Source organism: Colwellia sp. KU-HH00111 (genome assembly GCF_040362745.1).
GTDB lineage: Bacteria > Pseudomonadota > Gammaproteobacteria > Enterobacterales > Alteromonadaceae > Colwellia.
This window is the reverse complement of record NZ_BAABWO010000001.1, coordinates 320,489-335,431: the sequence shown is the minus strand read 5'-3', so window position 1 is coordinate 335,431 and position 14,943 is coordinate 320,489. Positions and strand designations below refer to the sequence as shown.

14 protein-coding genes and 1 riboswitch are annotated in these 14,943 nt (G+C 38.9%); of the genes, 11 read left to right on the top strand and 3 right to left on the bottom strand.

Annotated features, from left to right (window positions below):
- Positions 1–107: 107 nt before the first annotated feature.
- The gene (locus ABXG98_RS01345) at positions 108–2,126 is read right to left on the bottom strand and encodes a BACON domain-containing protein (protein WP_353536882.1); all 2,019 of its coding nucleotides are present in this window, start codon (positions 2,124–2,126) and stop codon (positions 108–110) included.
- 100 nt (positions 2,127–2,226) lie between these two features.
- Positions 2,227–2,652 carry a DUF3010 family protein gene (locus tag ABXG98_RS01340; protein WP_353536881.1) on the bottom strand — a complete coding sequence of 142 codons (426 nt, stop codon included), beginning with the start codon at positions 2,650–2,652 and terminating at the stop codon, positions 2,227–2,229.
- 81 nt (positions 2,653–2,733) lie between these two features.
- Here ABXG98_RS01340 and ABXG98_RS01335 point away from each other — a divergent pair, with 81 nt between their 5' ends.
- The 4 genes from ABXG98_RS01335 to ABXG98_RS01320 all read left to right on the top strand — a co-directional run bounded on the left by ABXG98_RS01335 (position 2,734) and on the right by ABXG98_RS01320 (position 5,181).
- Positions 2,734–3,081 (top strand): putative quinol monooxygenase, encoded by a 348-nt coding sequence (locus ABXG98_RS01335; protein WP_353536880.1) that lies wholly within the window; start codon positions 2,734–2,736, stop codon positions 3,079–3,081.
- Between the two features lie 61 nt (positions 3,082–3,142).
- The gene (gene luxS, locus ABXG98_RS01330; protein WP_353536879.1) at positions 3,143–3,667 is read left to right on the top strand and encodes an S-ribosylhomocysteine lyase; all 525 of its coding nucleotides are present in this window, start codon (positions 3,143–3,145) and stop codon (positions 3,665–3,667) included.
- 43 nt (positions 3,668–3,710) lie between these two features.
- A complete protein-coding gene (locus ABXG98_RS01325) occupies positions 3,711–4,478 on the top strand; it encodes an NRDE family protein (protein ID WP_353536878.1) in 768 nt (255 codons plus the stop codon).
- Between the two features lie 208 nt (positions 4,479–4,686).
- Complete coding sequence (locus ABXG98_RS01320) at positions 4,687–5,181, top strand: DUF4389 domain-containing protein (RefSeq protein WP_353536877.1); 495 nt, start codon at positions 4,687–4,689, stop codon at positions 5,179–5,181.
- A gap of 25 nt (positions 5,182–5,206) precedes the next feature.
- Here ABXG98_RS01320 and ABXG98_RS01315 read toward each other — a convergent pair whose 3' ends face one another.
- On the bottom strand, positions 5,207–5,380 hold the full coding sequence (locus ABXG98_RS01315) for a hypothetical protein (RefSeq protein WP_353536876.1): 174 nt from the start codon (positions 5,378–5,380) through the stop codon (positions 5,207–5,209).
- Positions 5,381–5,485: 105 nt separating this feature from the next.
- On the opposite strand from ABXG98_RS01315, the gene ABXG98_RS01310 reads away from it, so the two are divergent.
- The 7 genes from ABXG98_RS01310 (at position 5,486) to ABXG98_RS01280 (ending at position 14,936) form a co-directional block, all read left to right on the top strand.
- Positions 5,486–6,712 (top strand): threonine/serine exporter family protein, encoded by a 1,227-nt coding sequence (locus tag ABXG98_RS01310; protein WP_353536875.1) that lies wholly within the window; start codon positions 5,486–5,488, stop codon positions 6,710–6,712.
- 224 nt (positions 6,713–6,936) lie between these two features.
- Positions 6,937–9,003: a M13 family metallopeptidase gene (locus ABXG98_RS01305; protein ID WP_353536874.1), complete on the top strand. Its 2,067-nt coding sequence runs from the start codon at positions 6,937–6,939 to the stop codon at positions 9,001–9,003.
- 384 nt (positions 9,004–9,387) lie between these two features.
- Positions 9,388–10,197: an ABC transporter ATP-binding protein gene (locus ABXG98_RS01300; RefSeq protein ID WP_353536873.1), complete on the top strand. Its 810-nt coding sequence runs from the start codon at positions 9,388–9,390 to the stop codon at positions 10,195–10,197.
- A complete protein-coding gene (locus ABXG98_RS01295; RefSeq protein WP_353536872.1) occupies positions 10,190–11,176 on the top strand; it encodes a FecCD family ABC transporter permease in 987 nt (328 codons plus the stop codon). Before ABXG98_RS01300 ends, ABXG98_RS01295 begins: the two co-directional genes overlap by 8 nt.
- Positions 11,177–11,226: 50 nt before the next feature.
- Positions 11,227–11,853 (top strand): cob(I)yrinic acid a,c-diamide adenosyltransferase, encoded by a 627-nt coding sequence (gene cobO, locus ABXG98_RS01290; protein WP_353536871.1) that lies wholly within the window; start codon positions 11,227–11,229, stop codon positions 11,851–11,853.
- 49 nt (positions 11,854–11,902) lie between these two features.
- On the top strand, positions 11,903–12,763 hold the full coding sequence (locus ABXG98_RS01285) for a cobalamin-binding protein (protein ID WP_353536870.1): 861 nt from the start codon (positions 11,903–11,905) through the stop codon (positions 12,761–12,763).
- A 95-nt stretch (positions 12,764–12,858) separates the two neighbouring features.
- Positions 12,859–13,056: riboswitch (cobalamin riboswitch) on the top strand.
- Between the two features lie 65 nt (positions 13,057–13,121).
- Positions 13,122–14,936: a TonB-dependent receptor domain-containing protein gene (locus tag ABXG98_RS01280; protein WP_353536869.1), complete on the top strand. Its 1,815-nt coding sequence runs from the start codon at positions 13,122–13,124 to the stop codon at positions 14,934–14,936.
- The last annotated feature ends 7 nt before the right edge of the window (positions 14,937–14,943 follow it).

Genomic DNA, 14,943 nt, shown 5'->3' with positions numbered 1-14,943 from the left:
AAGAAATTTTTTATGAATTTACAGATAGTGTAGTTTGAAAAACCAAAAAAGGAGCATAAATGCTCCTTTAAAATGCTACCGCGACACAAACTTTCGTTTAAAAAAACTTACTGTGACAAGGTTTTCAACTCAACGTGAGGTGTAACAGCTGCGTCATTTGAGGTATCAACATTGAGCAACAACCTTTGATTATCACCAGATAGCTTAATACGAGAAGGCTGACTTTGACCAGTGAAGGTAGTATGTAAAACCGTCTGTTGCGCATCATAACTATTCAAGTAAAAACCTAGCGCATTAGTGGTGTTAATTCGAAAATAATTAGGCTGGCTATCATTACCTTTTACTAAAAATAATGTCACCACATCGGAGTTGGCTTCTAACAAACCATTATCGACAAAATTTTCACCATCAAAGCTGATCCATTCACTAGTTTCACTAATTGCATAAATATTTTTTTCATCATTGGAGACAATAAAATCTCTAATATATTGCGCTTCACCTAATAGCTGAGGATGATACTCATCGGTTAAAGTGATAGATATTTTTTCATCACCAAAGTCATTTGCTTGAGGAATATAACGCTTTAAATTTGCAAATTTGGTGGTGGTATTGTTATCTAAAGCAAAAAAGGTATCCGCCTGCGCAGCAACGTCAATGTCACTGGCAAAATACGCATTAGCCCCATCCCAAAATAATACTTGTAGGTTTTCGTCTGCAAATTCTAATGCTTGAGTTATCACAAAATATCGCCCTGACAAACGAACAATAGCTGTTGGTTCATAAGAAACGCTTGTGTCAGAATCCGCTAATTCAGTTACGGTGTAATCAAGCAAGTTTACGCGATAACGGTGTGGTATTTCTTTGGTTTCCTCTTCCCCGGTATCAACGTTAGCTTCTGTGATTGTTTCAATGGCTTTTGCTAGCAAATAATCTCCCGCTGGATGCATTATCAATTGCTCTAAAACTGTGCCTTCTGGTGATACAACTAGGTTTGATTCAAGCTCCCCTGAATATTGATGATAGGTCTGTAATTGATTGCCCACAGCAACATAAAATTTAGGATATAAAGGAGAAGCCAGAATTTCATTGCTATTAATAGCTAAAGCATCAAGCACTTTATCTTCAACGACTACTTCAGTGTTGAAAAAATTCACCTTGATACTATCACTGATCACCTCTTGATTTTCACTTGCAGAAACAAGCACTTCTGCGAATGAATTTTCGTTCATCGGTGCACTGTTTGGATCAGCGGTAATGTGCAGTTGATTAGTATTTGTTTTTGTAACAGTGAGCCAATCTGCCGTGGTTGATGCTTGCCAATCAACCGCTGAAATTCCATTATTACTAACAGCAACAGTCGTTGATAAAACTGAAATATTTGGGGTAGATGTTAAGGCAACCGCAGGGCGTTCAGCAAATAAATAGATATTATCGAGCGCTAACTCAACTGGAAGCAATTTAGTGTCGCCTGAAGTCACTTCCGTTAACACAATATTAGCTTGTTGTAGGCCAGAGGCTAAAAACGAGCTAATATCTGGCGTTACCTCGATAGCGCCATCGCCGGTGCCAGAGATAACATCGAGTGATAACCAGTCAACATCAGCACTTGCTGTCCACACATTGCTTTCACTACTAATACTAATAGTTGTTGAGGGGATTTGACTAACGCCAAAGGTTGCACTGAAATTAATTTTTGCTCTATCCGTCGTTAACTCCCAAACAAATAATGAGACATCAATATCTTGAGCAGCAAACTTACTGGCATCATCATTGGTGGTGGCAATACGAATTTTGGTAGTGTGGGTATCAACAGCTAAAAACTGCGCATTAGTGACCTCAATATAAACAGTCGCTGAGTTATCAGTGACGTTTTCTGCACGATAACTTAACCATCCAACGGGTTGTTCATCAGGCGCAAATCCCACAATTAAACCATCACCCTCAAAGTTTACTTGTATGGCAATTGTGTCTGTAGATTCTTGTAAGAATTCATGACTAAACTCTGCTTTGGTCACATCAGCGACTATAGAAAAAACTCGTTTGTCTTCTGAGCTACCGCAGGCTTGTAGTAGCAGCGTTGTAATAACGAATACCACTACACCAAGGTGACGTAATTGTTCCTTCATAATAATTCCTAAGCTGAGTTCAAAATTGACATGATTTTTTTAGTATTGTCGTTGTGCCAATGACAAAAGTTAGCATAATCCTATATATGATAAAACTCTTTTAATGCTTCTCTAAAAAGGCAAATACAGTATCAAAGGCTTGTTCTTGATATTGCTTTAACCCTGTATCGCGAAAGTCTATATTAACTTGGCTTTTCGCTAGTTCTTTTTTTATAAAACTACCCGCAAGAATTTCAACTGTAAGGTCTGAAATCAACTGAATTGCCGCTTCTATTTTAAAGCCAATCGGGCCACCGGCAAATTTACCTTTTAACGCACGACCTTTAATAAAGACATGCGTAACCTGATAGTCTTGCATTAACTTATTGAAAGTAAACTGAAACTTTTGCACTTGCTCAGCATCACCTGCATTATCTAAACTTACTTTTTGTACGCGTGTATGAGGGATATCATACAAACCATTCTCTTTTGACATAATACAAATTATTGCATCATTACCTTTTATTTCTACACCACATGCTCTCATAACAAAATCTCTTTAAACTAAGTGGAAGTATTATATACTTAATCACTCTTTTATTTCACAACTTTTATATTGGAACACATCATGTCACAACGCGTTTATGTTTTAGCACAATTTCAACCCAAAGCAGGGAAAGAGCAAGCGCTTTTTAATACCTTAAAAGCTTTAGAACCCGACTCTTATCGTGAGCAAGGCTGCATTCAATATACCGTTACTCGACAAATTGACCATGAATCTGCTAGTCGTAATAACTTTTCGATAGTATTTAACGAAATTTGGGCCAGTGCACAAGACTGGGCGGCACATGGTCGTCGTCAACAAATACAACAGTTTTTTGAAAATGAAGTCACCAACCCTGAAGGTTTAGTCGCTGATGTTATGGTGACAGCGTACACTGATGAAGGTGTTGATTTTGATGCGCCAGTTTATTAGTCGTTTCCTGTACGACTGTGATAAAATCCCTTGCAATTGTTAACATTTATAGAGAACCACTATGCCTTTACTAGACAGTTTTACCGTCGATCACACGATTATGAATGCTCCGGCTGTACGTATAGCCAAAAAAATGAGCACACCTAAAGGTGACACCATTACAGTATTCGATTTACGCTTTTGCACACCTAATGTTGATATTATCAGCGAAAAATCTATTCATACCCTTGAACATTTATTTGCCGGCTTTATTCGCCAGCACCTTAATTGTGAAAACATTGAAATAATTGATTTATCACCAATGGGCTGTCGCACTGGGTTTTATATGAGTCTAATTGGCACCCCAACCGAGCAACAAGTAGCTGATGCTTGGCTTAAATCTATGCAAAATGTGATAGATGTTGCCAGTCAAGATGATATTCCTGAGCTTAATTTGTACCAATGTGGCACTGCTGCAATGCATTCCTTAGAAGAAGCTAAAGAAACTGCTGCACTTATTATTAAACAAGGTGTCGGCATCAATTTGAATAAAGATATTTCGTTAACTGACGAGCAATTAAAACAATTAGCCCAGAAAACACTTTAACAGAACAGCGCTTTACATAAGTTAAACACTAAACGGCTAATGTATGTGTATTTTATTTTTTGCCATTAACCAACATCCCCAATATCCAGTGATCATTTGTGCCAACCGTGATGAATTTCATCAACGGCCCACACAAATGATGCATTGGTGGCCTAATCATGGCAAGCAGTCTCCCATTTTAGCAGGAAAAGACCTGCAAGCCGGAGGCACTTGGCTAGGTTTAAATCAGCACAAACGTTTCAGCGCATTAACCAACTATCGCCAACCACAGCTTTTTGACAAGCAAAAACGCTCTCGGGGTGACTTGGTTTTACAAGCTTTAGCGCAAAACGATAATAAAATCACTACCCTGTTAAACAAAACAGCGGATCATTACAATGGCTTTAATTTAGTCTTTGGCCAGCTAAACAACTTAATATGCTTTGACAGCGTCACCAAAAAACAGCAGCCATTAACCACGGGCTTTCACAGTTTATGTAATGGCGCACTTGATGATATATGGCCGAAAATGGCACAAGGACAAAGCCAACTTGCTCATGCCATAGGTGCTGCTGAAGATCACCCATTAAACATCGATAAATTATTTGCTTTAATGCAAAATAGTCAACAAGCAGCAATACAAAACCTTCCCAATACCGGTGTCCCCTTAGATTGGGAACAATTACTCAGCTCAATTTTTATCGTTTCTTCCCAGTATGGTACGCGTACCACCAATATCATCGTTCAAGATATCAAGGGAAATATTTCAATCTTTGATCGTAGCTATAATGATCAAGGGCTCTGTATAGCGCAACAACAATTCTCGATATAATACCAAGTCAAAAAAACCAACTAGTAACCAAATTGACTACTTTTTAGTTTTCTCATTATTCAGGGTAATAACGAATGAGCTTAACCTGCTGAAAATAAAATACATTTTCTCTGGCATTGTCTTTGCTATAACTATATCAACCAACAAACCAAATTAATTAATCGTTTGGCAAATAGCACAAATTGAATGTCACAAAGAGGAAGAAGATATGAACCATAATGAAGATAAATCAACCACACCACAAGACAATGATGAGGTGACTCATAATGCAGCGCAAGCTGATGTGTCAAATGAATCAACAGAACAAAACACGGCTGATGCGCACGCAAAAGCACAAACTGCTAATAAACAAACTTCATCTGAGTCATCAATTAATGAACCTCAGCAAGCTACGGATTCGTTTGATGACACTAATACTGCTGATGAGGTTGAAAAAACCTGGCATAATAAAAATGCGCTTAAACGTGGTATTGCCATGCTTGGTTATGGTTTCATAGCAGGCTTTGTTCGCTTAGGTATTACTATTATTGCCGTTTTTCAATTTTTTTCTTTGCTATTCGCCGAGAAACCCAATCAGCCTTTGGTAAAATTTGGACAAAACTTAAATACCTTTTTATATCAAATCAATCAGTTTTTAACCGTGAATTCTGAAGTGTACCCTTTTCCTTTCGCTGATTGGCCAAACTCGGCACCTAAAGGGTAAACTATAATTACTATCATTCTCTCACTTACATCATTTCTCTGATAATGGCAGCGAGTAAAATAACAAATACTAATATCCATGATATTTTACTAAATTTTGCTTGTTGCCCTTCACTCATTGGCTTTGCATATCGCTCACCCAATATCACCATAAGTGCAACCACCCCAAAAACACTTGCTAAAATAATCAATAATGTCATTGTTACTTCCTGATACATACTTCCTGATAAATTTAAGGGAAAAACTATACAATTGCTAAAAATCAATTAACATTAGCAAAGCTATTCTCATTATTCATTATTTCTATGACTCAAACACCTGATTTTTATAAAAAGCGGCGATTTATTATTCGACTGGGTAAGGCGCTACATCAACTCGGTTCAACTGCTTACCGTTTAGAAGATAATTTACTCTCGATTGCCCACTTTTTGGATCTTCGAGCTTCATTTATTATCACGCCGACAGCCTTAACCTTTATTCTATCTGACGATGATGATGATCAACAATACAATCACTTATTGCGGGTTACACCTGGTGAAATTGATCTCGGCTCATTAGCGCGTATAGATGAATTAGTTGACGAATTAATTAATGGTGAACGTAGTTTAGATGAAGCACTGGAACGATTAAATGAAGTAAACGCAAAACCCGCGCCCTACGGTACTTTCTTAACATTTTTGGCTTTTGGCGCATCCAGTGGTGCCTTTGCCATGCTGATGCATACCAGTTGGCATGATGTTTTTTGGTCAACTATTTTAGGCTTCATTGTATTTATTTTTGTTAAGTGGGCTGAACGATCGCGTCGGGTTACTGAAATGCTAGAGCCAATGGCCGCACTGATCACCTCAATGCTTGCTTCATTAATCTCCATGTTTGATCCTAGCATCAACCTACCTATGGTTATTTTATCAAGCATTATTGCTTTCATCCCCGGTTTATCGCTGACAGTAGGTCTATCTGAGCTTGCCGCTCGACATTTAATGTCTGGCACAGCGCGCATTATGGACAGTGTTATGGTGCTATTTAAGCTGTATTTTGGTGCCGTGTTAGGCATGGCTTTTGGCAAACTCATTTGGGGTGAAGTCAGTTTTGTTGCCCCTGACACTATGCCGGTATGGACATCTTGGCTAGCTGTTACCACGCTTTCTATCGCGCTGGTTATTTTATTTAAGGTTCGTTTAAAAGATGCCCCTTGGGGAATGATCGCCGGTTACATTTCCTTTAGTGCGAGTATTTGGGCCAGTACTTATTTAGGTGTGGCTTTAGGTGCTTTTGTTGGCGCTTTTGCATTAGGTGTGTACAGTAATTTATTTTCGCGCATTATGAATTTACCCTCATCGATAGTACGGTTGTTAGGGTTAGTGGTATTGGTACCCGGTAGTAAGGTCTATATTGGCTTAAACAGCCTAGTCTCGGGACAACATATGTTGGCGGTAAATGATTTAGGCTCACAAACCTTTCTTATTTTTATGTCGCTTGTCGCCGGTATTATTTTTTCAAACGTGGCGATGCCGCATCGAAAAACACTATAGTAAAGTGATTAACACAGGTTAATTAATCAAGCGGTTACTTTTGTCGCTCTTACTAAATGTAAAAAATATGTAAATAGATGTTTCGTTCTCTAGAATTTACGGTCAATTCCCCGTAACATCAAAGCATAGTGCTTTTTTCGCACCTGATAATTAACATATTTTAAAAATAGACATTAAAAGTCACATTAATAACCATATTAAAAAAATACAACGAGAGCCAAATAATGAAAGCGATTTTAACAAGCGCAGTTTGTTCATCTTTACTACTACTGTCAGCATGTAGTAATAGCGATGACTCCACGGCAGCAACCAGTATTACTGCTCCACAAAAAACACCATTAGCATCAGGTATTGAACAAGCTAATATTGATAAAAGCATTCGTCCCCAAGATAACTTTTATCGGTATGTTAATGGTGGTTGGATGAATAGCAATGAAATTCCAGGTGATAAAACAGCAATAGGCTCTTTTTATGACTTACGTGACAAAGCCGATGATGATGTAAAAGCCATTATTGAAGGGCTTGCAGCAACTAAAGGGTTGAAAGTTGGCTCTGACGAACAAAAAGTTGCCGATTTATTCCGTTCGTACATGGACACAGAAAAGCGTAATGCTGACGGCATCACACCAATCAAGTCATTGTTAACTGAAATCAATAACATTAAAAGCAAAGATGATCTAGCTAGCTTCTTTGGTAAGCATTCAAGCACTGGGGTAAACAACCCATTAGCACTTTATATCAGTGTTGATGCTAAAAACTCATCCAGTTATGCCATTCACATTTGGCAAAATGGTTTAAATTTGCCTGATAGAGATTACTATTTTAATGACGCTGAACGTTTTGTAAATTTACGTAGTGGTTATCTTGCTCATATTGAAAATATCTACCAACTTGCTGGAATAGCAAAGGGTAAAGATGCTGCCAAAAATATTATGGCGCTAGAAACCAGTTTGGCTGAACATCACTGGACCCGCGTACAAAGCCGTGACAGTGAAAAGCGTTATAACAAATTTGCTACCAACAACTTAAACAGCATTACTGATAAATTTAACTGGCAAGCCTTTTTAACAGCAGAAGGCGTTGAAGCGCAACAAGACATAATTATCAACCAACCTGATTTTATTGCTGGTTTTGGTGAAATATTTGCTGAAACACCACTAGCTGTATGGAAACAATACTTAACCTTTAATACATTAAGTGCTTTTTCAAGCTACTTAACTGCTGATTTAGATAATGAAAATTTTGATTTTTTCTCTAAACAATTAAATGGTTTAAAAGAGCAACGTCCACAGTGGAAACGCGGCGTGAGCGTGGTAAACAGAAATTTAGGTGAAGTCATTGGCAAGGTTTATGTAGCCCGCCATTTCACCCCTGCAGCCAAATCTCGTATGAGCCAATTGGTTGAAAATTTACGCAGTGCTTACGGTGCAAGTATCAATGATTTAACTTGGATGTCAGCAGATACTAAAAAAGCAGCACAAGTAAAGCTTGCCGCCTTCACTCCTAAAATTGGCTATCCAGACAAATGGGAAGATTATTCTGCATTAACCATTGCTTCTGACGATCTGGTTGGCAATATTATTCGTTCACGTAAAGTCGCAAGTGAAAAAGAAATTGCTAAGTTAGGCGGTCCAATACGCAAGTGGGAATGGGGAATGACACCGCAAACAGTCAATGCCTATTACAACCCAACTGTAAACGAAATTGTCTTCCCTGCCGCTATTTTACAAGCACCATTCTTTAATATGCAAGCCGATGACGCGGTAAATTACGGTGGAATAGGTGCCGTTATTGGCCATGAAATGGGTCACGGCTTTGACGATCAAGGTAGTAAATATGATGCTACAGGTAATTTACGTAATTGGTGGACTGAGCAAGATCTTAAAGAGTTTGCCACACGCACTAAATCATTAGTTGAGCAATATGCCGGTTATCAAGTATTTGACGATTTACACGTCAATGGGGAATTAACCTTAGGGGAAAACATTGGTGATTTATCGGGTGTAACTATCGCTTATAAAGCATATAAAGCATCACTTAACGGTAAAGAAGCCCCGGTAATCGATGGTTTAACCGGTGATCAGCGCTTCTTTATGGGCTACGCACAAATTTGGCGTTCTAAAATTGTTGAAAAATCAATGCGTAACCGTGTAGCAACTGACCCTCATTCACCGGGCGAGTTCCGCGCATTAGGTTCGCTTTCAAACATGAATGAGTTCTACCAAGCATTTGATGTTAAAAAAGGCGATGCCATGTATATTGCACCAGAAAAACGCGTTAAAATTTGGTAGTAATTGCAATATTGGCAATGATAGAGTGAATAAAATTTGCCCTATCAGCACATACATTATGAAAATAACAAAAGCAGCTTCGGCTGCTTTTATTATTTTGGGTGTTTTGGTTGCTTTAAAACCTAGCTCATCTTTAATTTTTAGCCATCTAAACCCCTAAAGCTTGCTAATCAGCGAATCTAAGCGTAGAATCTCTGCCTGAAGCTAGGGAATGGGGTGTAATATCAACCTTGATATGAGTCCTCAACTGTACCCGCAACTGTAAGTTATTAATTTATTGAGCTTAATTTCAATAACCAGCAATAATAAGTCAGATAGCTAGACTTCAAATACTACTAACATTTACAACAATGAATTTTGTGTGCGGGAAAACACCAGCTAATTATGTCAATACAATTACAGATTGATCAGCTCTATTGGCAGATTAACAATAAAACCATTTTAAAAAACATCACCTTTGACATAAATAAAGGCGAAGTCATCGGGATTATTGGCCCCAACGGTGCAGGTAAAACCAGTTTATTACATTGTATAACTAATCAACAGAAACAAAACAAAACCTCTCAGCTTAACGGCACGGTTCGTCTTAATAATAAATTCATATCCAGTTACAGCGCTAAAGCGCTAGCACAGCACTTCTCTCATGTCGCACAAAAAGCTGAAGCTATATTTTCTTTAACGGTTATCGATATTGTCAAAATGGGCTTGTTACCCCACAAAACCTTATTTGCAATGAACAATGATCACGATCGACAACAAATCAAGCGAGCGCTGGATAAAGTGGGATTGGGCCATGCGCAGCAAATGCACTACGATCAACTCTCGGGTGGCGAACAACAGCGAGTATTAATTGCCCGAGCTCTAGTACAAAAAGCAAAGATTCTGATATTAGATGAACCAACAAACCACCTTGATGTGTATTATCAACATCAAATATTACAACTAATTAGTCAGCTCAATATTACCGTAATTATGACGGTGCACGATCTCAATTTAGCCAGTCAATATTGTCAACGTTTACTGTTATTAAACCAAGGGCAATTAATTGCTGACGGTAGCCCAAGCTCTGTCTTAACTGAATCGCAGTTAAGCACTGTGTTTCGGTTACCTTGTGTAGTTACGCAAACAGCTGATATGCAAAAACCTCGAGTGTTTTTCTCCTTACCATCTCAGCAAGGCGCTCACAATGCATAAAATAGCTATTACCCTACTGCTGCTATTACTCTTTACTGTTTTTTCTGCTATTACAGGGTTAAGTTTTGGCCCCGCAGCGTTGAGTAACTCGCAAGTGTTTGAGTGTTTGCTTGGCCACTGCCCTGATAAAATCGGTGATATGGTGGTTTGGCAAGTTAGAGTACCAAGGGTGCTTGTGGCACTCGTAGCAGGTATGGGTTTGGCTATTGCCGGCGCAATTTTGCAAAATACTACCCGTAACCCATTAGCTGACCCTTATTTATTTGGTATTGTCTCAGGTGCTGGTTTAGGTGCAACTATCGCTAATTTGTCTTTAGGCGACAATGTTAACATAGCACTACCGCTTGCCGCCTTTCTTGGTGCGCTATTTGCCATCACTATTGTCGTATTGGTTGCAAAAATTTTACAACGAATAGAGCAGTTACTTTTAGCCGGTGTAGCGGTATCTTTTATGTTGGCGTCAGTCACTCAGTTTATCCTTTATTTCGGCGAACCCTTTGCGACTAATCGGGTTATCTTTTGGCTGATGGGCAGCTTATCTCGGGTAGACATGAGTAATTTTTACGTGATCGGCTCCGTATTGCTAGTCACTATTTTGACGATTATTGCATTACATCGTCAAATTGATGCCTTACTGCTAGGCGACGAAAGCGCGGCCAGTTTAGGGGTCAACGTTGAAAAATTAAGGCTATTGATGCTTGGGCTTTGTGCAGCATTAACTGCCACAATTGTTGCTTATTGTGGTGGTATCGGCTTTGTTGGTTTGATGATCCCCCATATAGTTCGTCAACTCATAGGCGTCACAACGCTCAAATTAGTTTTAGGTAGTGCATTAATTGGCGGCAGCTTTTTAATCTGGGTTGACATTATTGCGCGCTCAGCACTAGCCAATGCTGAAATCCCAATTGGCATTATTACCTCAGCTTTAGGGAGCTTATTTTTTCTATTTATCATGGTTAAAACCAGACGAGTCAATTAGAGATAACCCAACCGCTAAAACTCACCACGTAAAGTAATGAGACTAAAAAAATGACAGATAAAAATATTGATAAAAAAGTAGCAGAGCGAAAAAGTACTCAACATAAAGCGCGTATGCAGTCAGTAAAAAGTAAAGTTGACCTGCGTATTGATGATGCACAGGAAGAGCGTGGCATTCTTATTGTTATTACGGGTAATGGTAAGGGAAAGTCAACGTCTGGCTTTGGCACTATAGCGCGTGCGGTGGGTCATGGCTTAACGGCCGCAGTGGTTCAATACATCAAAGGCACATGGACTTGTGGCGAACGTACCTTACTTGAGAATGCCGGGGTAAGTTTTGATGTGATGGCAACCGGTTTTACTTGGAATACCCAAGATAAGTCCCTTGATATTGCTGCAGCACAAAAAGTGTGGCAAAAAAATAAAGCATTATTGAATGATCCAAGTATCGATGTCCTGTTACTTGACGAATTAACGTATATGGTTGCTTACAAATATATTGATTTAGACGAAGTGATCACTGCATTGAAAAGTCGTCCTAAAGATCAACACGTTATCATTACTGGGCGTGGCTGTCATCGAGACATCATAGCGCTAGCCGATACGGTCAGCGAGGTACAATCAATCAAACATGCTTTTGACAACGGTATTAAAGCCCAGCAAGGGATAGATTGGTAATAAGCCAAACGCCTAATAGAAAGTTAAAAAAAGATCAAACGAGAGCCATATGCAAACTACAATTAAATATTTACTTTTGCTCACAATACTCATAGCTAGTTTTGCTAGCTCTGCTAATACTGAATCTAAACAAAAGCCCACTATTATAGCGTTAGCTCCACACATAGTAGAGATGCTTTATGACATTGGCGCTGGTGAACAGATCATTGGCACGACAACCTTTGCGGACTATCCTGAACAAGCGAAAAACATTCCCGTTATTGGCAATTATGTCCGTTTACAAATTGAGAAAGTCATCGCTTTACAACCCGACTATATCATTGCTTGGAAAAGCGGAAGCCCTAGTGACGATCTGGCTCGTTTACAACAGCTTGGTTTTAATATCGTCTACTCTCAGCCAAATAGCTTTGAAGATATAGCAGCAGAAATGCGTACATTTGGCGAGCTAACAGGACATACACAACAGGCACAAGCTCAAGCTCAACAGTTTTTAACAGAGCTTGCTCAGATCACCAAAAAATATCAAGATAAAACACCTATTTCAGCATTTTATGAATTAGGCTCTCGGCCTTTGATCACCGTCGCCAAAGGTAGTTGGCCACAACAGTTTTTAGATATTTGTCGAGTAAGCAATCCATTTGAACATGTTGCTAGCCCTTACCCACAGGTCAATATTGAGAAAATATTACAAACCTCTATTCAAGTCATTATTCAACCTGTTTCACTCCATCAAAGCAATAAACAAGGCTTTAATTGGCAAGATTGGCCGGTAATTCCGGCAGTGCAGAAAAAACAAATTATTCAACCTAATGCCGATGCTATGCACCGTATGACTATGCGCAGTGTAAAAGAATTAAAACGCTTATGCGCGGATATTGATAAAACCAGAGCGTTAATAAAAACGCTGTAGTACAAAATTCGTTAATGTCGTTATGCCAAGGTTGGCAGCACGTCATCAACATTTGCCCTTAATTAATTTATGAAAAAACAGATAAAGCATAAATCAATTAAGTCTATTTTTCAGGTGTTTGTGCTTGCATGGAACAAGCGAATGCAAATGAAACGGGAAGTTGGTCTCTAGTTATTGGTCATACTGATTATAGCTATTACTCCAACACTGCCCCCGCAACGGTAATAAATTGCGTTATTACATTTTATAGCGTGACTTTAAGTCCGGAGACCGGCCTGAATTAACCTTATACCGAGCAGGTATGACATTAAGTATTCACGGAGGGTGTTTACTTAATGCTATTAAGAAATAAACAAACATGAAAAAAACACTTATAGCGTTATCTATTGCTAGTACTTTAACACCAACGTTAGTATTCGCTGACACGTCACCAACGCGTGCACAAGACACCGAAACGATACTGGTTACTAGTAACCCATATAATCAGTCAATCGATGAAATTATGTCTACCGTGTCAATCATTAACCGAGTGGATATTGATCGCATACAACCCAAATCAGTTGCTGAACTTTTACAAACCACTGCGGGTATTGATATTGCAGCAAATGGTGGCCCTGCACAAGTAACTTCTGCTTTTGTTCGCGGCACAAATTCAACCCATACTTTATTTCTTGTTGACGGGGTACGTATTGATACCGTAACAGGTTCAGGCGGCGCTTCTGTTAATGATATACCAACTTATCAAATCGAACGAATTGAGATAGTTAAAGGCCCTAGAGCTGCAATGTACGGCTCAGATGCAGTAGGTGCTGTGATACAAATTTTCACACGAAAATTAGCAAGTGGTGAATTCAATGCAGCACTAGAGTATGGCTCAAATAATTATCAGTTTGCCGGGGTCGCCGCAGGAATTAGTCATGGCGAAGGTGCTTCAACCTTGAGTGTTAGTCGTGAGAAAAGTAACGGCTATGACGTAACAGACAATGCTTACTCAGTTGATGATGACAAAGATGAATATGAAAAAACCAATATTTCTCTTAAAGGCCAACAAGCATTGAATGAAGCCTTGACGCTAAATTGGGTTGGTCGTTACGATGACGGTAGCTATGATTACGATGGCAATAGCAGTTATACCGTTTTAGCACCAAAGCAAAAATATAAAAAACATTTATTATCAACAGGTTTAAGCTATAACCAAGCACAATGGTCACATAATTTATCCCTTGCGCAATACCAAGAAAAGCAACAACGATTGGGTGATTATCCTGCGAATAATCAAACCACTCGCAACCAAGTGAACTATGATAGTACTTATAACGCAGAGAATAATTTAAGCTATAATTTTGGCGGACAACTCTACCAAGATAAGTACGATGGTAATGGTTCGTTTGATGGCCAATCTCGTGACTCTTCAAGTATATTCTTGAGTGCTTTCTATGAAGAAGCTGACTTACTAACCGAGTTATCGGTGCGCTATAACGACGTAGAAGATACTGGCTCTGAAGTAACCTACAATGTTAGTGCAGGTTATAATATTAGTGAATCTGTCTTCGCGAGTATTAATTATGGTACAGGTTTCAAAACACCGACTTTTTATCAGCTTTATGATAGTTGGTCAGGTAATCAAGCGCTTAAGCTGGAAACATCTGAAAGTTGGGAGTTATTACTGCGTTCTACTATTGCGGGCGTAGAGACTGAATTATCATATTTCCATTTAGATTTCGATAACCTACTTGATTATGATTATAGCAGCTACACATATGCCAATATTGCAGATGCTGCAATAGCAGGTGTAGAACTAAACCTTGCTAAGCGCATAGATGATCTGAGTCTTTCAGCAAATTATGCATACACTGATACTGAAGATAAAAACACCGGCACTCAATTAAGTCGACGTGCAAGGCACAAAGCCAATGTTGAGGCAGTTTATACTTGGGAAAAAGTAACGTTTAGTACTAGTTATAAGTACCACGGCATTCGTTTTGACGCATATTCAAATTCTACGTTAAAATCCTATGGTACTGTCAACATCAGCGCTAATTACTTGTTAAATGAGAAATGGAAGTTACAAGTTAAAGCCAATAATATTACTGATGAAACATACAGAACCGCACCAGGTTATATCCCACCTGGCGCTGAAGTTTTCTTGCAAGTAAGTTACAGTAATCAATAAACCCAAT